We start from the raw sequence: 23386 nt of genomic DNA, 5'->3' as shown, positions 1-23386 counted from the left end.
GAACACGTTCGTGATTGCGCTTCTAGCGTAACTGAGAATGGTTCCAGTGAACACCTGTTAGCTAACATAAATATCAAATTAAAAATAATCGTTATAAATCATAATATTGAAATGTATTTTTCAACTAACAGTTGTTCATCAAATTCAAAGGCATTTAAAATCAATCACATAAAACTGTGACTGATTCGGGTAAATCTCGCCAATCACCTGCCTGAGTTCCTCCAGCGTCATGTTTTCCTGCTGGGCATGTTTTTCCGTCAGTGTGTCGAGGGTGACGGTTGACGTACCCTGCACCTTGATCGTGCAAAAATAGCCATCGTCCTCGAAACGCCCTACCCGCAGAATGTCACCGGCCTTGAAGTGAGATTCGGACTCATCGCGAATGGTGATCGTTTTACGCCCTGCCAGAATGTCGTCCTGGAAACGCTGAAAAAAAGTGATGTCATTTGGCTGCATGTTATTATTCCCTGTAGATATATCTGATGAGTGAGTATTGCCATTGTGAGTATGTTCTCCCACGCTGCCATCGCCAGTCTCAACAACATTGAGATGTTGGTCTACAACTATGTCATCAGAAACCGTGACAAAGTCATGTATATGACCATTCGGGAACTGGCTGAAGCGGCGGGCGTATCGACGACCACCGTGCTGCGTTTCTGTCGCAAGCTTAACTGTGAAGGCTACTCCGAATTTCGCGTACGCTTTAAATTATATTTAGAGCAGAATGAACCGCAACAGGCTAATTTTGGTGCCAGCGAAATCATCAGTTTCTTTAAAGGGGTCAATAACGATGAATTTGATCAATTGCTCGAAAAGGCGGTAGACATTATTTTATCGTCCGAGCGTATTATATTTGTCGGTGCCGGTACTTCAGGAGCCTTGGCGAAATATGGTGCGCGTTTCTTCTCAAACGTCGGAAAATTCAGTAACCATATTGACGATCCTTATTTCCCGGTCACTAACGACATGGCACGTAATGCGCTGGCGATTGTGTTATCTGTCTCTGGTGAAACCGAAGAGATCCTGCGCTTTGCCAGCCAGTTCAGCCTGCATAACTGCAAAGTGCTCTCGATTACCAGCCATGAACACTCGCGTCTCGCTAAACTGGCGGACTTTAATCTTTCCTGGCATGTGCCACAAACCCGTATTGCCGGTGTGTACGATATCACCACGCAAATTCCCGTTATTTATATTCTCGAATCCCTCGGGCGAAAGCTGGCGAAAAAATTAGCGTAAAAAAAACAGACTGTTTTTTGGCGGTAACAAATTACCGTTTCGCTATTTTGTTATATCGTGACATTTACCTTCCCTTTGTTAGACTCAAATCAGTTTGTATTAATTTGAGATGACGCAACGATGAAAAAACTCACCTTACCGAAAGATTTTCTCTGGGGCGGCGCGGTTGCTGCACATCAGGTTGAAGGCGGCTGGAACAAAGGCGGCAAAGGCCCCAGCATTTGTGATGTTCTGACCGGCGGCGCGCATGGCGTACCCCGTGAAATCACCCAGGAAGTGGAGCCAGGTAAATACTACCCGAACCACGACGCGGTCGATTTTTATGGTCACTACAAAGAAGACATCCAACTGTTTGCCGAAATGGGCTTTAAATGCTTCCGCACGTCCATCGCCTGGACCCGCATCTTCCCGCAAGGTGACGAAACGCAGCCAAATGAAGAAGGGCTGAAATTCTACGACGACATGTTTGACGAGTTGCTCAAGTACAACATCGAGCCGGTTATTACCCTTTCTCACTTTGAAATGCCGCTGCATCTGGTGCAGCAGTATGGCGGCTGGACTAACCGCAAGGTCGTTGATTTCTTTGTTCGTTTTGCCGAAGTGGTGTTTGAACGCTACAAGCATAAGGTCAAATACTGGATGACCTTCAACGAAATCAACAACCAGCGCAACTGGCGCGCGCCGCTGTTTGGCTATTGCTGTTCCGGCGTGGTCTATACCGAGCACGAAAACCCGGAAGAGACCATGTACCAGGTGCTGCACCATCAGTTTGTCGCCAGCGCGTTAGCGGTGAAGGCGGCGCGTCGCATCAACCCGGAGATGAAAGTGGGCTGCATGCTGGCGATGGTCGCGCTGTATCCGTTCTCCTGTAAGCCAGAGGACGTCATGTTCGCCCAGGAATCCATGCGCGAGCGTTATGTATTCACCGACGTTCAACTGCGCGGTTACTATCCTTCCTATGTCCTCAACGAGTGGGAGCGTCGCGGCTTTAACATCAAAATGGAAGATGGCGATGCCGCGATTCTGCGTGAAGGCACCTGCGATTACCTTGGTTTCAGCTACTACATGACCAACGCGGTGAAGGCCGAAGGCGGCAGCGGTGATGCTATTTCGGGTTTCGAAGGCAGCGTACCGAACCCGCACGTCAAGGCCTCCGACTGGGGCTGGCAGATTGACCCGGTGGGCCTGCGCTATTCACTGTGCGAACTGTATGAGCGCTACCAGAAACCGTTGTTCATCGTTGAAAACGGCTTTGGTGCCTTAGATAAAGTAGAAGAAGACGGCAGTATCAACGACGACTACCGCATTGACTATCTGCGCGCCCACATCGAAGAGATGATGAAGGCGGTGACGTATGACGGCGTGGATCTGATGGGCTACACGCCGTGGGGCTGCATCGACTGTGTCTCTTTCACCACCGGCCAGTACAGCAAACGCTACGGCTTTATCTATGTGAACAAGCACGATGATGGCACGGGTGACATGTCGCGTTCCCGTAAGAAGAGCTTCGACTGGTACAAAGCGGTGATCGCCAGCAACGGCGAGGATCTCTAAGGGGTTGCCGGATGGCGCTGCGCTTATCCGGCCGACAGGTTCTGTTACCACAGGCCGGATAAAGCGTTTACGCCGCCATCCGGCATTCCTTATCCTACTTCCCGCCCGCCAGTTCCAGAAAACTGCCCGTGACATACGACGCTTTCTCACTCAGCAGCCAGGCAATGGCTTGCGCCACCTCTTCCGGTTGACCACCGCGCTGCATGGGCAACATTGACTTCACGCGATCCACCCGCCCAGGCTCGCCGCCGGAGGCGTGGATTTCGGTGTAGATAAGCCCCGGACGCACGCCGTTAACCCGGATCCCCTGCGCCGCGACTTCCAGTGCTAAGCCGGTGGTCAGTGAATCTACGGCCCCTTTCGACGCCGCGTAGTCAACATACTCTCCCGGCGCTCCCAGACGCGACGCCGCTGATGACACGTTCACAATCGCCCCGCCGTGACCGCCGTGTTTGTGCGACATGCGCTTTACCGCTTCGCGACAGCAGAGGAAGTACCCCGTCACGTTGGTCGCCAGCACGCGGTTAATCCGCTCGGCAGAAAGATTTTCGATGGTACTTTGTTCAAATAAAATTCCGGCATTATTGACCAGCGCCGCAAGGGGCTCATTTTCACGATCGATAGCTTCAAACATCGCCACGACCTGCGCTTCGTCACTGATATCTGCACGCAGGGTAAACGCGTTTCCCCCGGCGGCGACAATGTTGTTCACCACCTCGGTGGCGGCCCGGATGTTGTGATGAAAGTTGACGGCAACCGTATAACCTTCCTGTGCCAGCAGCAAGGCCGTCGCGCGCCCGATACCGCGACTACCGCCGGTAACTAATGCTATTGCCATGCCATTTTCCCCCAAAAAGAATAAAGGCGCCGAAGCGCCTTTAAAAGATAGTCGAATCAGCAGATTACTGGTATTCGCTCATCGGCACGCAGGAGCAGAACAGATTACGGTCACCGTAAACGTCATCAAGACGCTTCACGGTTGGCCAGTATTTGTTCGCCACGCCCGCCGGGAAGACGGCGACTTCACGGCTGTAACCGTGATTCCACTCCGCCACCAGTTCATTCTGGGTGTGCGGCGCGTTAACCAGTGGGTTATCTTCCAGCGACCAGACACCCGCTTTCACGCTGTCAATTTCTGCACGAATCGCCAGCATGGCGTTGATAAAGCGATCCAGTTCCACTTTGCTTTCAGATTCCGTTGGTTCAACCATCAGCGTACCCGCAACCGGGAACGACATGGTTGGCGCGTGGAAACCGTAGTCGATCAAGCGCTTGGCAATATCCAGTTCACTGATGCCAGTCTCTTCTTTCAGTGGACGAATATCGAGAATACACTCGTGCGCTACGCGACCATCGCGACCGGTATACAGAACCGGGAACGCGTCTTTCAGTCGGCTGGCGATGTAGTTGGCATTCAGAATCGCTACCTGGCTTGCCTGCTTCAGCCCTTCTGCGCCCATCATGCGGATGTACATCCAACTGATCGGCAGAATTGATGCGCTGCCGAACGGTGCGGCAGAGACCGCGCCCTGACGGGTCAGCATCCCTTCAATCTGCACCACGCTGTGTCCCGGCACAAACGGTGCCAGGTGCGATTTCACACCAATGGGTCCCATACCCGGACCGCCGCCGCCGTGCGGAATGCAGAAGGTTTTATGCAGGTTAAGATGTGAAACGTCCGCGCCGATAAAGCCCGGAGAAGTGATGCCCACCTGAGCGTTCATATTTGCGCCGTCGAGATAAACCTGACCACCGAACTGATGCACTATTTCGCACACTTCGCGGATCGTCTCTTCGTAAACACCGTGGGTGGACGGATAGGTCACCATGATGCAGGAAAGGTTCTCGCCCGCCTGACCCGCCTTGTCACGCAGATCGCCAAGATCGATGTTACCGTTCTTATCACAGGCCACGACCACCACCTGCATACCCGCCATCTGTGCCGAAGCCGGGTTAGTCCCGTGTGCAGAGGCCGGGATCAGACAGATATCACGATGCCCTTCATTGCGGCTTTCGTGGTAATGACGAATGGCCAGCAGCCCGGCGTATTCACCCTGTGCACCGGAGTTCGGCTGCATGCAAACCGCGTCGTAACCGGTCAGTTTAACCAGCCAGTCAGAAAGCTGACCGATCATCTGATGGTAGCCTTCCGCCTGTTCTGGCGGGCAGAACGGATGCAGTTCAGCAAATTCTGGCCAGGTAATCGGGATCATCTCCGCTGCCGCGTTCAGCTTCATAGTGCAGGAGCCCAGCGGGATCATCGCCTGATTCAGCGCCAGATCTTTACGCTCAAGCCCGTGCATGTAGCGCATCATTTCGGTTTCGCTGTGATAGCGATTAAATACCGGGTGACTCAGGATAGCGTCATCACGCAGCATACTTTCCTGAATGGAACGACTGTCGTGCGCCACCTCTTTATCCAGCGTGTCGATATTCAGACCATGGCTGTCGCCCAGCAGAACGCTGAACAACTGCACGATATTTTCACGGGTGGTGGTTTCGTCGAGCGTTATACCTACGGCGTTATGGATATCACTGCGCAGGTTGATTTCTGCCGCTTGCGCACGCGCCAGCACCGCCGCCTTGTCCGCCACTTCCACGCACAACGTGTCGAAATAGTGGGCGTGACGCAGTTTCAGCCCTTTCTGTTGCAGGCCTGCCGCCAGAATGTCGGTCAGACGGTGAATACGATTCGCAATGCGTTTCAGGCCAACCGGGCCATGATAAACGGCATACAGACTGGCAATATTTGCCAGCAGCACCTGAGAGGTACAAATGTTGGAGTTCGCTTTCTCGCGGCGAATATGCTGCTCACGAGTCTGCATCGCCATGCGTAGTGCGGTATTGCCCGCCGCATCTTTCGATACACCGATAATACGGCCCGGCATGGAGCGTTTGAATTCATCTTTCGCAGCGAAGAATGCCGCGTGTGGACCGCCGTAGCCCATCGGTACGCCAAAGCGTTGCGCAGAGCCGAAAACAATGTCCGCGCCCTGTTTGCCCGGCGCGGTCAGCAAAACCAGAGCCATAAAGTCGGCAGCAACGCTGACGATCGCTTTGCGCGACTTCAGTTCACTAATCAGCGCGCGGTAGTCGTGGACTTCACCGGTAGTTCCCACCTGCTGTAACAGCACGCCGAACACATCCTGGTGATCCAGTACTTTCGCCGCATCATCCACAATCACTTCAAAACCAAAGGTCTCTGCGCGCGTGCGCACAACATCCAGCGTTTGCGGATGCACATCCGCGGCAACGAAGAAACGGTTCGCGTTTTTCAGTTTGCTGATGCGCTTCGCCATCGCCATCGCTTCTGCAGCCGCAGTGGCTTCATCGAGCAGCGAAGCGGAAGCCATATCCAGACCGGTCAGATCCAGCGTCACCTGCTGGAAGTTCAACAGCGCTTCCAGGCGCCCCTGAGACACTTCCGGCTGATAAGGCGTATAGGCGGTGTACCAGCCTGGGTTTTCCAGCATGTTGCGCAGGATAACCGGTGGCAGCTGCACGGCGGTGTAACCCATACCAATGTATGACGTGAAGCGCTTGTTACGCCCGGCGATGGCCTTTAATTCTGCCAGCGCAGCGTATTCGGTCGCCGCTTCGCCGACCTGCGGCGGGGTCGCGAGCTGAATGTCTTTCGGCACAATCTGGCCGATCAACGCATTTAACGACGCGGCGCCAACCGCATTCAGCATCTCTTGCTGCTGCGCGGCGTCCGGTCCGATGTGGCGTTCAATGAAAGCGCCGCTGTTTTCAAGCTGGCTTAACGTCTGTGTCATGGGCGATGGTTCCTGAAACGTGCAGTGAATCGTGATTGTCTGACTGGTTTGCCCGGTGGCGCTCACGCTTACCGGGCTCATCGACTATGGTCGATACGCAAAATCATTCGCGTTGCAGGAAGGCGGCGACGCAGCAAATCCCCAGGAGCTTACACCAGTAAGTGACTGGGGTGAGCGAGGAAGCCAACACACCTGCAGCGTGAAGGATGACGCGTATTTATTCGTCTTCGAGCAGAGCTTCGTATGCTGTCGCATCCAGCAGCGAGTCCAGTTCGCTCTCATCGCTGGCTTTGATTTTGAAGATCCAGCCACCGGCATACGGCTCGCTGTTCACCAGTTCCGGGGAGTCGCTCAGCGCGTCGTTGACGGCCACGATCTCACCGCTGATCGGCGCATAGATGTCAGAAGCGGCTTTGACCGACTCAGCCACCGCGCAGTCGTCGCCCGCGCTAACGGTCGCGCCAACGTCCGGCAGGTCAACAAAAACCATGTCGCCCAACAGCTCCTGAGCGTGTTCGGTGATACCAACGGTGTAAGAGCCGTCAGCTTCTTTGCGCAGCCATTCGTGTTCTTTGCTGTATTTCAGTTCTGCTGGTACGTTGCTCATCAATCAATCTCCAGAAAAGGATGAATCACGCGACGGCTTTGCCGTTACGCACAAAAACAGGTTTAGTCACTTTTACCGGCATTTCGCGGTTGCGAATCTGCACAATTGCCGTTTCGCCAATGCCCGCCGGCACCCGCGCCAGCGCAATACTGTAGCCCAGCGTCGGTGAGAAGGTACCACTGGTGATAACGCCTTCCAGTTGATTGCCCTGGGCATCAGTGAAGCGTACCGGCAGTTCGTTACGCAGAACGCCTTTCTCGGTCATCACCAGACCAACCAGTTGTTCGTGGCCTTTTTCACGCTGAACTTCCAGCGCTTCACGACCGATAAAGTCGCGGTCAGTCGGTTCCCAGGCGATGGTCCAGCCCATATTGGCCGCCAGCGGCGTGATTCCCTCGTCCATCTCCTGACCATACAGGTTCATACCCGCTTCCAGGCGCAGCGTATCGCGCGCGCCCAGGCCACATGGCTTCACGCCCGCTTCCACCAGCGCACGCCAGAAATCCGCCGCCTTTTCATTCGGCATCGCAATTTCATAGCCCGCCTCACCGGTGTAACCGGTCGTGGCGATAAACAGGTCACCCGTTTGCACGCCGAAGAACGGTTTCATGCCTTCGACGGCTTTGCGCTGCTCGTCAGTAAACAGGGATGCCGCCTTCGCCTGCGCGTTTGGTCCCTGCACGGCAATCAGCGACAGGTCATCACGCACGGTAATGTCGATGGCATAAGGTTCAGCGTGTTGGGTAATCCAGGAAAGGTCTTTTTCGCGGGTGGCGGAGTTTACAACGAGGCGGAAGAAGTCTTCGGTAAAGTAATAGACAATCAGGTCATCTATTACGCCGCCCGAGGCGTTGAGCATACCGGAATAAAGGGCTTTGCCGGTTTTCGTTAGCTTTGCCACGTCGTTCGCCAGCAGATAACGCAAAAACTCCCGGGTGCGACTGCCGCGCAGATCGACGATGGTCATGTGCGACACATCAAACATCCCGGCATTAGTGCGGACCGCATGGTGCTCATCAAGCTGAGAACCATAATGCAGTGGCATCATCCAGCCGTGAAAATCGACCATGCGAGCACCGCATAGCGTGTGTTGTTCGTACAAAGGAGTCTGTTGAGCCATCTTGTCCTCATTGAATAAGCGGGGCTGACCACCCTTTCGCGGCGAAATTATCGCCACGAAACCCGGCATCGACGCCACTGCAGGGCCCCGACGCAAACGTTCTCTTTGCCCCTGAACTTACCACCGAAACCCACGCTAAACCATAAAACAAAATTAACCATCACATTAGCTTATGGCCAAAACTCACCGAAACGCCGTCAGTATAAAAAACCACAACAAAAGCAAGCTACGCAGATAAATAACTACAATTCGCGCTTCACAGGCGAACATAACCACATTAAACGCTAAAAAAATGTCAAAACTGGCGTTATGAAAAAATCGCGACATTAGAAAATATAATGCGAAAAGAACAGTGAAATTAGTTTATTTCAAATGAGAGATGCCCCCCGGCGAAGTCGCCGGGAGGAGGAAATGTGACGGGTTTCAAATTCTTTAAAAGAGGTGAATACTTAGCGAAGCCACTCAGGCAGATCGTTGAGTCCCATTGCCTGACGGAGAAGTTGCGGTTTAACACCCGGAAGGGTATCAGCCAGTTTCAGCCCCATATCACGCAGCAGTTTTTTTGCCGGATGTGTCCCCGCAAACAGCTCGCGGAACCCCTGCATGCCCGCCAGCATCATCGCCGCGCTGTGCTTACGGCTGCGCTCATAACGACGCAAATAGAGGTACTGCCCAATGTCTTTACCCTGACGATGCAGACGTTTGAGTTCATCCACCAGTTCTGCTGCATCCATAAACCCGAGGTTCACGCCCTGCCCGGCCAGTGGATGGATGGTATGCGCGGCGTCGCCGACCAGCGCCAGACGATGTGCGGCGAACTGACGCGCATAGCGTCCCGTCAGCGGAAACACCTGGCGTTCGCTCTCCACGCTGCACAGCCCCAGACGATTATCAAACGCGATATTCAGCGCCTGATTAAACTGCTCATCGCTTGCCTGCTGCATCCGTTCAGCCTCTTGCGGCGCAAGCGACCAGACGATGGAGCACAAATGCGGATCGCTAAGCGGCAGGAACGCCAGAATGCCTTCGCCATGAAACGCCTGACGGGCAACGGCACCATGGGCTTCTTCGGTACGAATGGTCGCGACCAGCGCATGATGGCGATAATCCCAGAAGGTCAATGGAATGTCCGCTTTATTGCGTAGCCACGAGTTTGCCCCATCGGCGCCAATCACCAGACGCGCCGTGAGCATGGCGCCATCTTTCAGCGTCAGGAAGGCGTCGTTTTCGCCCCACGCCACCTGCTGTAATTCGGCAGGCGCCACCAGCGTGATATCGGAGGATTGCTGCGCTTTTTGCCACAGCGCGTAATGGATAACCGCGTTTTCCACGATATGGCCCAGATGGCTGTAGCCCATGCTTTGGTCATCAAATTTGATACGACCAAAGCTGTCTTTGTCCCACACTTCCATCCCGTGATAGCAACTGGCGCGACGAGCCACAATGTCTGACCAGACGCCCAGTCGGGTAAGCAGTTTTTCACTGGCGGCATTGATCGCCGACACGCGAAGCGCGGGAGCGGCATCTGCCGCCAGCGGTTGCGGTTCGCGCTGTTCAAGCACAGCGACACGTAAACCGCTGCCCTGCAGTCCACACGCGACAGCCAGGCCAACCATGCCTCCGCCCACGATTGCTACATCAACACTTTGCACTGTTTACTCCTGAAAATCGGAAACCGCCATCGGGCGTCATATACGTAAAAATGCCGGATCGCGCTTCGCCTGTCCGGTCTGGAGGTGATGTTTACCGCGCCACCCAACCTAACGTCCGCTGCGCAAACGCATCGCGGGCGGGAGGGCATAATTCCATGGTCATCAGACCCACGTTGCGCCCGACAACCAGCGGCGCCCAGCGGTTGGCAAACAGATGAACCAGACTGTCCGTCACGCCGACCGTGGCCTGGCGATCCCCCTGACGACGATGTTGATAGTGCGCGAGCACGGCGTAGTCGCCGACGTCCCTGCCTATCGCCTGAGCTGTTGTGAGCGTTTCGGCGAGGCTCATAACATCACGCAGTCCAAGGTTAAACCCCTGCCCCGCAATCGGGTGCAGCGTCTGCGCGGCGTTGCCCACCAGCACGGTGCGGTGCGTAAACGCCTTCGCCGCCGTAGTGAGAGAAAGCGGATACGCGCTGCGTTTGCCCGCGTGGGTGATTTTCCCCAACCGCCAGCCGAAAGCCGTCTGAAGTTCACGGCAGAAGCGTTCATCTGACCAACTCAGAATTTCCTCACGCTGTTCCAGCGGATGGCACCACACCAGCGAACAGCGCCCTTCAGACATCGGCAGCATCGCCAGGGGGCCATGCGCCGTAAACCGTTCAAACGCGCGGCCGTTATGGGCAACCGCAGTTGAGACGTTAGCGATCACCGCCAGCTGCTCATAAGGTTCCTGCTGCCAGTCAACGCCGCAGGCGGTTGCCAACGCAGAACGCGTCCCATCTGCCGCCACCAGAACGCGTCCGACGATCGTTTCGCCCGTTTCCAGCGTGACATTCACCTGTTCCTGGGTGCGCGACACGCTGGCAACCCGGTCCGGGCAGTGCAGCGTGACGCCTGGCGCTTTTCGCAGCAGGGAAAACAAGCGCAGCCCCACGTCGTGCAGTTCAACCACCTGCCCCAGCGCCGGAATGCGATAATCATCAGCGTTGAGCGTCACAAATCCGGCATGGCCTCGATCGCTGACGTGAACCGTATGGATCGCGGTGGCACAATCGGCAATCGCCTGCCAGACACCGATTCGCGCCAGTTGTTGGCAGGTTCCCGCCGCAAGCGCAATCGCCCGGGCATCAAACCCAGGATGACTGTCTGCTTCAGGGGCGGTCGCTTCAATCAGATGAACCGGCAGTGTTCCCTGACTTAACCGGGAAATGGCCAGCGCCAGCGTCGCGCCCACCATGCCACCGCCAACAATGATCACGCTCATTACGCTCTCGCCGCCGCCATTAACGCTTCAATCTCATCCGCCTTTTTGACGACGCCAGCGGTCAGATTTTCGTTACCGTTTTCCGTAATCAGGATGTCATCCTCAATGCGGATCCCGATCCCACGATAAGCTTCTGGTACATCAGCATCGGGGGCGATGTACAGTCCCGGCTCAACGGTGATCACCATTCCCGGTTTCAGAATGCGGGAACGATCCTGCTCATATTCACCGACATCGTGAACATCCAGCCCGAGCCAATGGCTCAGACCGTGCATGAAAAACGGTCGATGCGCGTTATCGGCGATCAGTTGATCCACTTCGCCTTTCAAAATACCCAGCTTCACCAGCCCGGTAATCATAATGCGCACGACTTCACCGGTGACCTCCTGAATCGAAGTACCAGGACGGTACAGACGCAGGCTGGTTTCCAGCGATTCCAGCACGATGTCGTAGATCTCACGCTGCGCCGGGGTAAATTTGCCATTCACCGGGAAGGTTCGCGTGATATCGCCCGCATACCCTTTGTATTCACAGCCAGCATCAATCAACACCAGGGCGCCGTCGCGCAGTTCACTTTCGTTTTCGGTGTAATGCAGAATGCAGCCGTTTTCACCGCTGCCCACAATGGTGTTGTAGGACGGATAGCGCGCGCCGTGGCGTGTAAACTCGTGATGAATTTCGCCTTCCAGTTGATACTCAAACATCCCCGGACGGCATTTTTCCATCGCCCGGGTATGCGCCAGTGCCGTAATTTCTCCAGCGCGACGCATCACCGCAATCTCTTCAGGCGACTTAAACAGGCGCATTTCATGCACTATCGGCCGCCAGTCAATCATGGTTGACGGCGATTTCAGGTTCTGGCGCGAACCTTTGCGCAGTTTTTCCAGCGCGGTGAAGACGACCTCATCCGCATACGCATATTCGCCCTGCGCGTGGTAGACCACGTCCAGACCGTTAAGCAACTGAAAAAGCTGTTGATTGATTTCGCTAAAGGCCAGCGCACGATCCACCGCCAGTTTTTCCGGCGCGGCATCTTGTCCCAGACGACGACCAAACCAGATTTCCGCAGTCAGATCGCGAACGCGATTGAACAACACGCTGTGGTTATGGGTATCGTCGCTTTTAATCAGTACCAGAACGGCTTCCGGTTCGTTAAAACCGGTGAAATACCAGAAATCGCTGCTCTGGCGATACGGGTATTCACTGTCCGCGCTGCGCGTAACTTCCGGCGCGGCAAAAATCAGCGCGGCGCTGCCTGGCTGCATTTGCGCAAGCAGTGCCTGGCGACGACGTTGGTATTCCTGCGGTGTCATGACGTGGCCTCCATTATCGTTTTACTTTTTAGTGTAGGGTCGGTTTACGCACTTCCGGTGCGGTCGGCGATTGACGGGTAAAGGTGTCGTGGCACAGCAGCGCGGCGACACGCACATACTCGATGATCTCTTCGAGCGACATCTCCAGCTCTTCCTGATCTTCATCTTCGTCATAGCCGAGCTGCGCGATGTTGCGCAAATCGTCGATGGCTTCACCCGTCTCGCCGGTCACTTTATCGAGCTTAGGCTGCGTGACGCCAAGACCAAGCAGGAAGTGATTGACCCATCCCGCCAGTGCATCGGCGCGATCAAAGACGCTCACGTCATCGCCTTCAGGCAGATAAAGCTGAAAAAGGAAACCGTCATCTTCCAGCGCGTCGCTGGTCGCGGAGTGCATTTTACGCAGCGCCTGAGCCAGTTCATGACCGAAGGCCAGCCCTTCATTCGTCAGGTCGTGAAGCAGCGGCTGCCAGGAGCTGTCGTTATTGCCACCGCAAATCATCCCGCTGATCAAACCATGCATTTCCGCCGGGGTCAGTCCGGCCCCTTGTTGGTTCAAATACTGGTTCATTTCACTGTAACCAGGCATTTCGTTCTGTATAGACATAAGCATTCGTCATCAAAGGGAGGATATTCATGGTATGCTACCACTTTGGACCCTGGTGAACCAGAATAGGGCTTGTATCTTCACATCAGGGTAGCTATAGTGTCGCCCCTTCGCGGACCCAGGGTCTGGAGACGAAGGCAGCACAGTCAATCAGCAGGAAGGTGGCATGTCTGCACAACCCGTCGATATCCAAATTTTTGGCCGTTCACTGCGAGTGAATTGCCCGCCTGAACAAAGGGATGCGTTGAATCAGGCAGCGGACGATCTGAATCAGCGGTTGCAAGATCTGAAAGTTCGCACTAGAGTCACAAATACTGAGCAACTGGTATTCATTGCTGCACTGAATATTAGCTACGAACTGACTCAGGAAAAAGCGAAGACCCGTGACTACGCGGCGAGCATGGAACAACGTATTCGGATGCTACAACAGACCATTGAAGAGGCACTGCTTGATCAGGGTCGCATAACCGAAAAAACGAGCCAAAACTTTGAATAACACTTTTCGGTTTACTATGGTAGAGTGACCGTGAAGACAAAATTTCTCTGAGATGTTTGCAAGCGGGCCAGTCCCCTGAGCCGATATTTCATACCACAAGAATGTGGCGATCCATGGTTGGTGAGCATGCTCGGTCCGCCCGAGAAGCCTTAAGACTGTGACGACGCATTCACCTTGAACCAAGGGTTCAAGGGTTACAGCCTGCGGCGGCATCTCGGAGATTCTCCTTCTACCTGGCGACAGCCATGACATTACTTTCTGAACTCCCTTTATCACGACAAACCCTTCGCCAGATGATCAGGCAACGTCGTCGTGCACTCACGCTTTCGCAACAAATCGCCTTCGGTCAACAGGCCGCGACACGCATGCTTGCGTATCCGCCCGTCGTGATGGCACAGACGGTCGCTGTGTTTCTGTCATTTGATGGCGAACTTGATACCCAGCCGCTGATTGAACAACTCTGGCGGGCGGGAAAGCGGGTCTATCTTCCGGTTCTGCATCCGTTCAGCCCCGGTAATTTGCTATTTCTGCACTATCACCCACACAGTGAGCTGGTCACCAATCGGCTGAAGATTCAGGAGCCTAAACTGAACGTTCGTGATGTCCTGCCGCTTTCGCAACTGGACGTGCTGGTCACGCCTTTAGTCGCGTTTGATGAACAGGGCCAGCGTTTGGGGATGGGCGGCGGATTCTACGATCGCACCTTACAAAACTGGCAACAGTATGGGTTGATACCCGTAGGGTACGCCCACGACTGTCAGCGCGTGGAGAAACTGCCGGTAGAAGAGTGGGATGTTCCCTTACCGGCCGTTGTGACACCATCAAAAGTATGGGAGTGCCAGGCGCTTCTTTGTTGATTGACACCGCCGTTTTTTTGACCTAGATTCCTCGGTAAGGGTGAGGGAGGCGAACCTCCCTCCTGCGTTTTCGCTGTTAATATGCTGGCCAGGCGATGATTAACAGGATAAGCAGCATGATGACATGACTCATCATCGTCCCTTTCCTTCTAAGAGCCCCTGCTTCCCCAGGGGCTTTCCCGTTTCAGCGTTGTGCTGCGCCTCTATCGTAATTTCCTTTTGTTGATGTACAACGCGCAGTGAAGCCTTTAATCATCAATTGCGGCAAGGCTCGAAAACAGGATGTATGCGTTACCGAAGGGGATGAAGGGAAAACGAAGGAAGAAAGGAAGAAATGACGGGCAGACTCCACGCCTGCCCGCACAGGTGAGATATTAGTACAACAGACGCGCGCGAATGGTGCCCGGAATAGCCTTCATCGCCAACAGCGCTTTCTCGGCGACATCTTCATCCGCTTCAATATCAATAACGACATAGCCCATTTGTGCCGACGTTTGCAGATACTGCGCGGCGATATTGACGCCCTGCTCAGCAAAAATCTGGTTCAGAGACGTCAGCACGCCGGGACGGTTTTCGTGGATGTGCATCAGACGACGCCCGCCGTGCAGCGGCAGCGACACTTCCGGGAAGTTAACCGCAGAAAGCGTAGAGCCGTTATCGGAATACTTCGCCAGCTTACCCGCGACTTCCAGACCGATGTTCTCCTGTGCTTCCTGGGTGGATCCCCCAATATGCGGCGTCAGAATCACGTTATCAAAGTCGCACAGCGGTGAGGTAAACGGATCGCTGTTCGTTGCCGGTTCAGTCGGGAATACATCGATTGCCGCCCCAGCCAGATGTTTGGTTGCCAGAGCATCACACAGTGCGGGAATATCCACCACCGTGCCACGTGCGGCGTTGATCAACAGCGAGCCTGGCTTCATCAGGGCAATCTCTTTCGCGCCCATCATGTTCTTCGTTGAGGCATTTTCCGGCACGTGCAGACTGACCACGTCGCTCATGTTAAGCAGTTCGGAAAGATGCTGAACCTGGGTAGCATTACCCAGCGGCAGTTTGTTCTCAATATCGTAGAAGTAAACGTGCATCCCCAGCGATTCCGCCAGAATACCTAACTGAGTCCCGATGTGGCCGTAACCAATAATGCCCAGTCTTTTACCGCGCGCTTCAAACGAACCGGCGGCCAGTTTATTCCACACGCCACGGTGTGCTTTGGCGTTTGCTTCCGGTACGCCGCGCAGCAGCAGCAGCAGTTCGCCAATCACCAGTTCCGCCACGGAACGGGTGTTGGAAAACGGCGCGTTAAACACCGGAATACCGCGTTTTGCCGCCGCCGCCAGATCAACCTGGTTGGTGCCGATGCAGAAACAGCCGACGGCGACCAGTTTTTCCGCCGCGCTGATCACCTCTTCTGTCAGATGGGTACGGGATCGCAGGCCAATGAAGTGGGCATCACGGATGGACTCTTTCAGCTGTTCAGCATCCAGCGCCCCTTTGTGAAATTCGATGTTGGTATAACCTGCCGCCCGAAGGCTATCCAGCGCCTTTTGATGCACGCCTTCAACCAGCAGAAACTTAATCTTGTCTTTCTCCAGCGATACCTTTGCCATTTCCCGACCCTGTCTTTTTATGCAATCTGATGTTGTGTGTGTGGATTTGCATCCGCCTTTCAACATATCAAAAATAAGGATTGCGGCAATATGAACGTTTGCGTCGTACTGTTGAGGAGCGTTCATTCAGGGGCAAATGGTAGAGGAAAATGCTGGGGATAAGTTTTTCTTTGGAGAAATCAGCAGGGCAAGATTCAAAACGTGATACATGTCACCAAATTTGCCCCACAAAAAAATTTTAACCGGGGAAGCGCTCCCCCGGTAAGATCATTTCACGATGGTTTTGACGCCGTCAGCGGTCCCGATTAACGCCACATCCGCGCCACGGTTGGCAAACAGACCGACGGTAACCACGCCAGGAATGGCGTTAATGGCATTTTCCATCGCCACCGGATCGAGGATCTCCATTCCGTGCACATCGAGGATCACGTTGCCGTTGTCAGTGACCACGCCCTGACGGTATTCCGGACGCCCCCCCAGCTTAACCAACTGGCGAGCCACTGCGCTACGCGCCATTGGGATCACCTCAACCGGCAGCGGGAAGTTACCCAGGATATCGACTTCTTTGGAAGCATCAGCGATACAGATAAATTTCTTCGCCACGGAGGCAATGATCTTTTCACGGGTCAGCGCCGCGCCGCCGCCTTTAATCATCTGCATGTGACCGTTAATCTCGTCCGCACCGTCAACGTAGACGCCAAGGCTGTCCACTTCGTTGAGATCAAACACAGGGATGCCGAGGCTTTTGAGTTTTTCGGTTGAAGCATCCGAACTGGAAACGGCACCTTCAATCTGGCCTTTCATGGTGCCCAGCGCGTCAATAAAGTGCGCGGCTGTTGAACCGGTACCTACTCCTACAATGGTTCCGGGCTGTACATACTGAAGTGCCGCCCATCCAACTGCTTTTTTCAGTTCATCCTGCGTCATGATCGTCTCGCCTTTGTGGAGAAAAATTCACGCGCATTATAGACCATTGCGCGGAAAAATCTTCCCGACCCGCTCCCAGGCTACGGATTTCGTCTTTACCCAATGCAAATTTATGTCATAGTGCAGGACAAACAAAAAATTTCAGGAGTGTGTCAGAGCAATGAAACGTCCGGACTACAGAACACTACAAGCACTGGATGCCGTCATACGAGAACGCGGGTTTGAACGCGCGGCGCAGAAGCTGTGCATCACCCAATCTGCCGTTTCGCAACGCATCAAGCAGCTTGAGAATATGTTCGGACAACCGCTGCTGGTCCGTACCGTTCCGCCGCGTCCGACGGAGCAAGGACAAAAGCTGCTGGCGCTGCTTCGTCAGGTGGAGTTGTTGGAAGATGAATGGCTGGGCGATGAGCAAACCGGCTCCACGCCGCTGCTGCTGTCGCTGGCGGTCAACGCCGACAGTCTGGCAACCTGGCTGCTGCCGGCCCTGGCGCCGGTACTGGCCGACTCCCCTATTCGCCTCAACTTGCAGGTGGAAGATGAAACCCGCACCCAGGAACGCCTGCGTCGCGGTGAAGTGGTTGGGGCGGTGAGTATTCAGCATCAGGCGCTGCCCAGCTGTCTGGTGGATAAACTCGGCGCGCTCGACTATCTGTTTGTTGGCTCCAAAGCGTTCGCGGAACGCTACTTCCCGAACGGCGTCACCCGTTCCGCGCTGCTGAAAGCGCCTGCGGTGGCGTTTGACCATCTGGACGACATGCACCAGGCCTTCCTGCAGCAGAACTTCGATCTGCCGCCGGGCAGCGTCCCGTGTCACATCGTCAACTCTTCTGAAGCCTTTGTGCAACTGGCGCGTCAGGGCACCACCTGCTGTATGATCCCGCACCTGCAGATTGAAAAAGAACTGCAAAGCGGTGAGCTTATCGATCTCACGCCGGGCCTGTTCCAGCGCCGGATGCTCTACTGGCATCGGTTTGCGCCAGAAAGCCGTATGATGCGCAACGTCACCGACGCGCTACTGGCCTACGGTCACAAGGTGCTACGCCAGGACTGAGCCGCTCTTACTCTGCGCTGTAGAAGTGTCTGAGCTCATCGAACTGCATGGCAAATTCGATGTAGCTCATGAGCGCAGGAGAGTTCAGCTTACGGCTGGGATAAACCAGCCACAGATCGTTTCCCGCCACCGTCCATTCCGGCAACACCGGTATCAGGTCGCCCTTTTCGATTTTATCTTCCAGCATGAATGCCGGCAACAGCGTGATCCCTGCCCCTGCGATGGCGCTTTCGCGGGCATACACCAGATTATCCGTCAGATGCACACGGTCAGGCAGGTGCTGGTAATCTTCATCGTCCCGATGGAATAACCATTCAGACCAGGCCTTGTGTGCAATGCAATGGTGTTCAACCAGTTGACGGGGGTGGCTCAGCGGCGCAAAACGTGACAGGTAATCGGGCGAGGCCAGCAGATAGCGCGGACAATGGCCAATCATACGTCCAATCAGCGAGGAATCCTGCGGCTTACCGGTGCGCAACGCGACGTCAAAACCGCTGTCCACCAAATCCAGCATCTCATCGGAAATACTGACATCCAGATAAACATCGGGGTAGCGCTGCTGGAACTGCGTGTTCAGGCGCGCTAACAGCGTCGCGCCAATGCCTGCTGGCGAGGTGATGCGCAATCGTCCGCTGGGGTTGTCGCGCAGTCGCTGAACCGCATATTCTGCGCGTTCGCTGGCAGCGAGAATTTCCCGGCAGTGCACCAGATAGTGTTCACCGGCGTAGGTCAGGTTCAGTTTGCGAGTGGTGCGGTTGATCAGCCGAATGCCGACGTGCTGCTCAAGCTGACTGATGCGCTGGCTGACGCTCGACTTCGGCAGCCCTGCCTTCTTCGCGGCAACGGTAAAGCTGCCGTGTTCGGCGACCAGGGCAAACAGCGCCATATCCTGCAAGTGCTTAAACATCGCGTTCACCCTGCGGCGTGGGTCACCCCTGCTCGCCCATCATCTCTTTGACCAGTTCAACGCAGCGCAGGAAACGGCCATCGTAATCCGCCTCTTCAACATGCACGAAGTCGATATTATTTTCGCGCAACATCTCCACCAGCAGCGTCTGAAATTCTTTACGATCCACGGAACTGCCGAGGCTGCGTAAACCGTCCGCCACCCATGGCGTGTTATTTTCCAGCAGAATCACCAGGTCAAAGCGATATTCATCGATCAATGCCTGTACAAATGGATGCTCCCGCCCTTCGTACTTTTTGCAGAAAGCCTGCGTGGTCACGAAGTCGGTGTCGATAAACGCCACTTTATTGGCATACTTCACTGCAAAATCAATATATTGTGCGTGACCCAGCGCGATTTTATCGTAGTCAGAATATTGCAGCGCCATCTCATCACCACCGAGGTGCGAGAAGACATAGTCGCGGCCATATTCCCACGCACTGGTGGTATTGAAGATATTCGCGAGCTTGTTGACCAGCGTCGACTTCCCGCTCGACTCTCCGCCCAGCACCGCCACCGTACGTACGAAGAACGGCTTCACTTCGGTAGGAATGTATTCCCAGTAGCGGAACGGGTTTTCACGGATTTGCGCGCCGCTGATGCTCATAAAGGTACGTTTGGGATCGACGAGCACCGTTTCGATGCCCAGATGTTCCAGGTACTGTGGCGCATCGGCTTCCTCTGAGGTATAGATCCAGTTCGGCGCGATCCCCTTCTCTGCCATGAACGCCTTAGTGCCTTTGCTCCAGACGTCCCAGCCGTGCGGATACGGCTCCATTCCCTCTTCGTTGAAGGCATGAATGCGGATATTTTTCTGATACTTGAACGTTTGTAACAGCCAGCGCAGGCGATCGGAAACGGTAGGCTGTTGAGACATCGCGCTGTCTTCAAACAGCGCGCGGTCACGGGTATCGTCATAGCCCATGATGATATGCAGTTCGTCCACCTGGCTACAGGCGCGCTGAATCAAATAAATATGACCGGTGTGCAGCGGATAAAATTTGCCAAACACCACGCCGATATTTTTCTGCTGGCGGGGAAACTCCAGCCCAAGGAAACGATGTAGCGCCTCCAGCTTTTGCGCGCTGGGACTTTTGATCTTGGCATTGAGGAGCTGGCTGAGATAGCCCTTGGTCATTCCACTGGCATCCGCCACTTGTTGCAGGGTACAGCCCTTTTGCTTAATCGCGGTTTTCAGATATTCAAATGACGACATGGGTAACCTCCGTTTCACTCATTATAAGTCGTCAAATACGTTTAACGCATCCGTCAGCTTCTTGACGCCGAAAACCTGCATCCCTTCTGGCGGTTTTTTCGGCACGTTGGCCGCCGGCACAATCGCGCGACGAAAACCGTGTTTTGCCGCTTCCGAAATACGCTCCTGACCGCTGGGCACCGGGCGAATCTCTCCTGCCAGCCCCACTTCGCCAAACACCACCAGATCCTGGGGTAACGGTCTGTCGCGCAGACTGGAGACCATCGCCAGCAGCAGCGCCAGATCCGCACTGGTTTCTGTGACTTTGACGCCGCCGACCACGTTAACGAACACATCCTGATCCGCCATTTGCAGACCGCCATGACGGTGCAGCACCGCCAGCAGAATCGCCAGACGGTTCTGCTCCAGACCCACTGCTACCCGCCGCGGGTTCGCCATCATGGAATGATCGACCAGCGCCTGAATCTCCACCAGCAATGGCCGCGTCCCTTCCCAGACCACCATCACCGAACTGCCGGAGGTGACCTCATCGCCACGGCTCAGGAAGATCGCCGAAGGGTTACTCACTTCGCGCAGGCCCTGCTCGGTCATCGCGAAGACGCCTAACTCATTCACCGCGCCAAAACGGTTTTTGTGGCTACGCAGAGTGCGAAAACGAGAGTCGGCATCGCCATCCAGCAATACCGAGCAGTCGATGCAGTGCTCAAGGACTTTTGGCCCAGCCAGCGAGCCGTCTTTAGTGACGTGACCCACCATGACAATCGCCACGCCGCGCGTTTTGGCAAAGCGTGTCAGGTAGGCTGCCGTTTCACGCACCTGCGCCACGCTGCCGGGCGATGACTGGATATCCGCCATGTGCATCACCTGAATGGAGTCGATCACCATCAGCTTTGGCTGCTCTTCTTCCGCAATCAGGCAAATCTGCTCAATGCTGGTTTCCGAAAGCATGTTGAGATTGCTGGTCGGCAGACCAAGACGGTGCGCACGCATTGCCACCTGCTGTAGCGACTCTTCCCCGGTGACGTACAGGGTTTTCATCTGCTCCGCGAGCTTACACAGCGTCTGCAATAACAGCGTGGATTTACCCGCACCGGGGTTACCGCCGATCAGAATCGCGCTGCCTGGGACGACGCCGCCGCCCAGCACACGGTCGAATTCTTTAAAGCCGGTGGAAAAACGCGGCAGCTCTTCCAGGCTGATGTCGGAAAGCTTCTGGACTTTTGCGACGCCCGCGCTCCCGGCATAACCACTGAGTCGCTCATTACGCGCCACCGTCGGCGACGCGGCCAGGCGCACCTCTGTGATGGTGTTCCAGGCATGACAAGCGCTACATTGCCCCTGCCAGCGCGGATAATCCGCCCCGCATTCATTACACACAAAGGCACGTTTTGGAGCTTTTGCCACGTTTTACCTCGTTATTTCTGGTTCATGCTGCCGGAGAGAATGCAGAACACCCCCATCAGATCGGCGTGACGGATAGTAATCTCCGTCTTTTCATTCACTTTCGGCTTGGCATGGTACGCGATCCCCAGACCCGCCGTTTTGATCATTGGCAGATCGTTAGCGCCATCGCCAATCGCCACCGTCTGCGCGATCGGGATTTCATACTCCTGCGCCAGTCGGGTCAGCGTTTTGGCCTTATACTGCGCGTCGACGATGTCGCCAGTCACGTTGCCGGTGAATTTACCGTCCATGATCTCCAGTTCGTTCGCCACCGCCGCCGTCAGTCGCAGTTTCTCACGCAGATACTCAGCAAAGAAGGTAAAGCCGCCGGAGGCGATCGCCACCTTCCAGCCCAACGTTTCCAGCTTCAGCACCAGCTGTGTCAGCCCCGGCATCAGCGGCAGATTTTCACGCACCTGATGCAGAATGTTGGCATCCGCGCCTTTAAGCGTCGCCACGCGGCTACGCAGGCTGGCGGTGAAGTCGAGTTCGCCGCGCATCGCGCGTTCGGTCACTTCCGCTACCCTTTCGCCGGTACCGGCCAGTTTGGCTATCTCATCAATACACTCAATCTGAATCGCGGTCGAATCCATGTCCATCACCAGCAGGCCTGGGGTGCGCAAATGCGGGATTTTCCCCAGCGGCGCAACGTCCAGTTGCGCATCATGCGCCAGTTTCGTGGCGCGAGGCGTGAGCGACCCGGCCAGGCGAATGACCTGATAGTCCTCGACGCACCACGCCGCGACAATCACCATCGCCGCCCCCAGTTTACTCTGGTACTGGGTCAGACGTTGTTTATCCAGCCCGCGTCCGTACAGCAGCCAGCCGCTACGTCCAGCGTGGTAATCCAGTGGCATCACCTCGTCACCACTCAAAGAAAGGGGCAAACCTGGCCATAAAGAGACATCTTCAGGCAAATCGCACCAGGTAATGTTAGGCATTAAAGCTCCTGTAAAATCATTCGGGCCGGAAAGGTTCTGGGGAAAATAACGCATGAGGCTACCTTGTAACCATCGCTTCTGGCAACATTAAGCCTCAAATTTTCAACAGGTGGAATATGGCTCGCGCAAAACTAAAATTCCGACTTCATCGTGCAGTGATTGTATTGTTCTGTCTCGCACTGCTTGTTGCGCTCATGCAGGGCGCGTCCTGGTTCAGCCAAAATCACCAGCGACAGCGAAATCCGCAGCTTGAAGAGCTGGCCCGCACGCTGGCACATCAGGTGACCCTGAACATCGCGCCGCTGATGCGAACCGAAACGCCCGACGAAAAACGCATCAAGACCCTTTTGCAGCAGTTGACGAAGGAAAGCCGTATTCTCGATGCCGGGGTTTATGATAATCAAGGCGATATGATCGCCCGGGCAGGCGAAAGCGTAAATGTGCGCGACCGTCTGGCGCTGGACGGTAAAAAAGCAGGCGGCTACTTCAACCAGCAGATTGTCGAACCCATTCAGGGAAAAAATGGTCCGCTGGGCTATCTGCGCCTGACGCTGGATACCCATACCTTAGCCACCGAAGCAAAACAGGTCGATAACACCACCAACATTCTACGCCTGATGCTGCTGCTTTCACTGGCCATCGGCGTGGTGCTAACCCGCACCCTGCTGCAAGGTAAACGTACCCGCTGGCAGCAATCGCCTTTCCTGCTAACCGCCAACAAGTCGGTGCCGGAAGAGGAAGAGAGCGAGAAAAAAGAGTAACTC

Annotated in this window: 21 protein-coding genes, 1 other RNA gene and 1 pseudogene; 8 read left to right on the top strand and 15 right to left on the bottom strand. The window is 55.1% G+C overall.

All coding sequences use genetic code 11. The features are described from left to right. Window positions 1–144: 144 nt before the first annotated feature. Window positions 145–456: a N(4)-acetylcytidine aminohydrolase gene (yqfB, locus tag ACERJC_RS12675; protein ID WP_373671828.1), complete on the bottom strand. Its 312-nt coding sequence runs from the start codon at window positions 454–456 to the stop codon at window positions 145–147. Between the two features lie 51 nt (window positions 457–507). Between yqfB and ACERJC_RS12670 the strand changes: the two genes are divergently transcribed. After that, entirely contained in the window at window positions 508–1236 is a 729-nt protein-coding gene (locus tag ACERJC_RS12670; protein WP_152406257.1) for a MurR/RpiR family transcriptional regulator, read from the top strand. A 120-nt stretch (window positions 1237–1356) separates the two neighbouring features. After that, the gene (gene bglA / locus ACERJC_RS12665) at window positions 1357–2790 is read left to right on the top strand and encodes a 6-phospho-beta-glucosidase BglA (protein WP_373671827.1); all 1434 of its coding nucleotides are present in this window, start codon (window positions 1357–1359) and stop codon (window positions 2788–2790) included. Between the two features lie 94 nt (window positions 2791–2884). Here the strand turns inward: bglA and ACERJC_RS12660 are convergent, their stop codons facing one another. The 4 genes from ACERJC_RS12660 to gcvT form a co-directional block, all read right to left on the bottom strand. After that, window positions 2885–3628, bottom strand: a complete 744-nt coding sequence (locus tag ACERJC_RS12660; protein ID WP_373671826.1) for an SDR family oxidoreductase — start codon at window positions 3626–3628, stop codon at window positions 2885–2887. A gap of 64 nt (window positions 3629–3692) precedes the next feature. Next, window positions 3693–6566, bottom strand: coding sequence for an aminomethyl-transferring glycine dehydrogenase (gcvP, locus tag ACERJC_RS12655; protein WP_373671825.1), 2874 nt, complete (start codon window positions 6564–6566; stop codon window positions 3693–3695). Between the two features lie 217 nt (window positions 6567–6783). Further along, a complete protein-coding gene (gcvH, locus tag ACERJC_RS12650; RefSeq protein ID WP_152402127.1) occupies window positions 6784–7173 on the bottom strand; it encodes a glycine cleavage system protein GcvH in 390 nt (129 codons plus the stop codon). Window positions 7174–7198: 25 nt separating this feature from the next. Then, the gene (gcvT, locus tag ACERJC_RS12645) at window positions 7199–8293 is read right to left on the bottom strand and encodes a glycine cleavage system aminomethyltransferase GcvT (RefSeq protein WP_178824757.1); all 1095 of its coding nucleotides are present in this window, start codon (window positions 8291–8293) and stop codon (window positions 7199–7201) included. Between the two features lie 316 nt (window positions 8294–8609). Here gcvT and ACERJC_RS25525 point away from each other — a divergent pair. After that, window positions 8610–8669 (top strand): annotated as a pseudogene (locus ACERJC_RS25525) (hypothetical protein); the annotation flags it as partial. Window positions 8670–8742: 73 nt separating this feature from the next. On the opposite strand, the gene ubiI reads toward ACERJC_RS25525, so the two are convergent. From ubiI to ygfB, 4 genes are all read right to left on the bottom strand, one after another. Beyond that, window positions 8743–9945, bottom strand: a complete 1203-nt coding sequence (gene ubiI / locus ACERJC_RS12640) for an FAD-dependent 2-octaprenylphenol hydroxylase (RefSeq protein WP_373671824.1) — start codon at window positions 9943–9945, stop codon at window positions 8743–8745. 91 nt (window positions 9946–10036) lie between these two features. Next, a complete protein-coding gene (ubiH, locus tag ACERJC_RS12635) occupies window positions 10037–11215 on the bottom strand; it encodes a 2-octaprenyl-6-methoxyphenyl hydroxylase (RefSeq protein ID WP_152402121.1) in 1179 nt (392 codons plus the stop codon). Beyond that, window positions 11215–12528, bottom strand: coding sequence for a Xaa-Pro aminopeptidase (pepP, locus tag ACERJC_RS12630; RefSeq protein ID WP_373671823.1), 1314 nt, complete (start codon window positions 12526–12528; stop codon window positions 11215–11217). The genes ubiH and pepP overlap by 1 nt, the downstream gene beginning before the upstream one ends. Window positions 12529–12556: 28 nt before the next feature. Then, a complete protein-coding gene (ygfB, locus tag ACERJC_RS12625; RefSeq protein ID WP_152402116.1) occupies window positions 12557–13135 on the bottom strand; it encodes a UPF0149 family protein YgfB in 579 nt (192 codons plus the stop codon). A gap of 166 nt (window positions 13136–13301) precedes the next feature. Between ygfB and zapA the strand changes: the two genes are divergently transcribed. The 3 genes from zapA to ACERJC_RS12610 all read left to right on the top strand — a co-directional run bounded on the left by zapA (window position 13302) and on the right by ACERJC_RS12610 (window position 14488). Further along, window positions 13302–13631, top strand: a complete 330-nt coding sequence (gene zapA, locus ACERJC_RS12620) for a cell division protein ZapA (RefSeq protein ID WP_286632283.1) — start codon at window positions 13302–13304, stop codon at window positions 13629–13631. A 41-nt stretch (window positions 13632–13672) separates the two neighbouring features. After that, window positions 13673–13856: non-coding RNA, 6S RNA (gene ssrS, locus ACERJC_RS12615), on the top strand. Between the two features lie 20 nt (window positions 13857–13876). Further along, window positions 13877–14488: a 5-formyltetrahydrofolate cyclo-ligase gene (locus ACERJC_RS12610; protein ID WP_373671822.1), complete on the top strand. Its 612-nt coding sequence runs from the start codon at window positions 13877–13879 to the stop codon at window positions 14486–14488. Window positions 14489–14862: 374 nt separating this feature from the next. Here the strand turns inward: ACERJC_RS12610 and serA are convergent, their stop codons facing one another. Together serA and rpiA are read right to left on the bottom strand one after the other, a co-directional pair. Further along, entirely contained in the window at window positions 14863–16095 is a 1233-nt protein-coding gene (serA, locus tag ACERJC_RS12605) for a phosphoglycerate dehydrogenase (protein WP_152402111.1), read from the bottom strand. A gap of 267 nt (window positions 16096–16362) precedes the next feature. Further along, the gene (gene rpiA / locus ACERJC_RS12600; RefSeq protein WP_042322083.1) at window positions 16363–17022 is read right to left on the bottom strand and encodes a ribose-5-phosphate isomerase RpiA; all 660 of its coding nucleotides are present in this window, start codon (window positions 17020–17022) and stop codon (window positions 16363–16365) included. A gap of 160 nt (window positions 17023–17182) precedes the next feature. Between rpiA and argP the strand changes: the two genes are divergently transcribed. After that, complete coding sequence (gene argP, locus ACERJC_RS12595; RefSeq protein ID WP_061075288.1) at window positions 17183–18076, top strand: DNA-binding transcriptional regulator ArgP; 894 nt, start codon at window positions 17183–17185, stop codon at window positions 18074–18076. Between the two features lie 7 nt (window positions 18077–18083). On the opposite strand, the gene ACERJC_RS12590 is transcribed toward argP, so the two are convergent. The 4 genes from ACERJC_RS12590 to serB are packed head-to-tail and all read right to left on the bottom strand — an operon-like array spanning window position 18084 to window position 22622. Then, window positions 18084–18983, bottom strand: a complete 900-nt coding sequence (locus tag ACERJC_RS12590; protein WP_373671821.1) for a LysR family transcriptional regulator — start codon at window positions 18981–18983, stop codon at window positions 18084–18086. A 22-nt stretch (window positions 18984–19005) separates the two neighbouring features. After that, the gene (gene nadR / locus ACERJC_RS12585; protein WP_373671820.1) at window positions 19006–20238 is read right to left on the bottom strand and encodes a multifunctional transcriptional regulator/nicotinamide-nucleotide adenylyltransferase/ribosylnicotinamide kinase NadR; all 1233 of its coding nucleotides are present in this window, start codon (window positions 20236–20238) and stop codon (window positions 19006–19008) included. A gap of 21 nt (window positions 20239–20259) precedes the next feature. Then, window positions 20260–21642 (bottom strand): DNA repair protein RadA, encoded by a 1383-nt coding sequence (gene radA / locus ACERJC_RS12580; protein ID WP_152402104.1) that lies wholly within the window; start codon window positions 21640–21642, stop codon window positions 20260–20262. An 11-nt stretch (window positions 21643–21653) separates the two neighbouring features. Beyond that, a complete protein-coding gene (gene serB, locus ACERJC_RS12575; RefSeq protein ID WP_152402102.1) occupies window positions 21654–22622 on the bottom strand; it encodes a phosphoserine phosphatase in 969 nt (322 codons plus the stop codon). A 116-nt stretch (window positions 22623–22738) separates the two neighbouring features. Between serB and ACERJC_RS12570 the strand changes: the two genes are divergently transcribed. Next, window positions 22739–23383: a YtjB family periplasmic protein gene (locus ACERJC_RS12570; protein ID WP_373671819.1), complete on the top strand. Its 645-nt coding sequence runs from the start codon at window positions 22739–22741 to the stop codon at window positions 23381–23383. Window positions 23384–23386: the final 3 nt, after the last annotated feature.

Source organism: Citrobacter telavivensis, assembly GCF_041807075.1.
GTDB lineage: Bacteria > Pseudomonadota > Gammaproteobacteria > Enterobacterales > Enterobacteriaceae > Citrobacter_A > Citrobacter_A telavivensis.
This window is presented reverse-complemented; position numbering and strand designations above follow the sequence as displayed.

Bases quoted from the DNA above. Each gene is read 5' to 3' on its own strand.
- yqfB (WP_373671828.1), bottom strand. From the start codon at position 456: ATGCAGCCAAATGACATCACTTTTTTTCAGCGTTTCCAGGACGACATT.
- ACERJC_RS12670 (WP_152406257.1), top strand. From the start codon at position 508: ATGTTCTCCCACGCTGCCATCGCCAGTCTCAACAACATTGAGATGTTG.
- bglA (WP_373671827.1), top strand. From the start codon at position 1,357: ATGAAAAAACTCACCTTACCGAAAGATTTTCTCTGGGGCGGCGCGGTT.
- ACERJC_RS12660 (WP_373671826.1), bottom strand. From the start codon at position 3,628: ATGGCAATAGCATTAGTTACCGGCGGTAGTCGCGGTATCGGGCGCGCG.
- gcvP (WP_373671825.1), bottom strand. From the start codon at position 6,566: ATGACACAGACGTTAAGCCAGCTTGAAAACAGCGGCGCTTTCATTGAA.
- gcvH (WP_152402127.1), bottom strand. From the start codon at position 7,173: ATGAGCAACGTACCAGCAGAACTGAAATACAGCAAAGAACACGAATGG.
- gcvT (WP_178824757.1), bottom strand. From the start codon at position 8,293: ATGGCTCAACAGACTCCTTTGTACGAACAACACACGCTATGCGGTGCT.
- ubiH (WP_152402121.1), bottom strand. From the start codon at position 11,215: ATGAGCGTGATCATTGTTGGCGGTGGCATGGTGGGCGCGACGCTGGCG.
- pepP (WP_373671823.1), bottom strand. From the start codon at position 12,528: ATGACACCGCAGGAATACCAACGTCGTCGCCAGGCACTGCTTGCGCAA.
- ygfB (WP_152402116.1), bottom strand. From the start codon at position 13,135: ATGTCTATACAGAACGAAATGCCTGGTTACAGTGAAATGAACCAGTAT.
- zapA (WP_286632283.1), top strand. From the start codon at position 13,302: ATGTCTGCACAACCCGTCGATATCCAAATTTTTGGCCGTTCACTGCGA.
- ACERJC_RS12610 (WP_373671822.1), top strand. From the start codon at position 13,877: ATGACATTACTTTCTGAACTCCCTTTATCACGACAAACCCTTCGCCAG.
- serA (WP_152402111.1), bottom strand. From the start codon at position 16,095: ATGGCAAAGGTATCGCTGGAGAAAGACAAGATTAAGTTTCTGCTGGTT.
- rpiA (WP_042322083.1), bottom strand. From the start codon at position 17,022: ATGACGCAGGATGAACTGAAAAAAGCAGTTGGATGGGCGGCACTTCAG.
- argP (WP_061075288.1), top strand. From the start codon at position 17,183: ATGAAACGTCCGGACTACAGAACACTACAAGCACTGGATGCCGTCATA.
- ACERJC_RS12590 (WP_373671821.1), bottom strand. From the start codon at position 18,983: ATGTTTAAGCACTTGCAGGATATGGCGCTGTTTGCCCTGGTCGCCGAA.
- nadR (WP_373671820.1), bottom strand. From the start codon at position 20,238: ATGTCGTCATTTGAATATCTGAAAACCGCGATTAAGCAAAAGGGCTGT.
- serB (WP_152402102.1), bottom strand. From the start codon at position 22,622: ATGCCTAACATTACCTGGTGCGATTTGCCTGAAGATGTCTCTTTATGG.
- ACERJC_RS12570 (WP_373671819.1), top strand. From the start codon at position 22,739: ATGGCTCGCGCAAAACTAAAATTCCGACTTCATCGTGCAGTGATTGTA.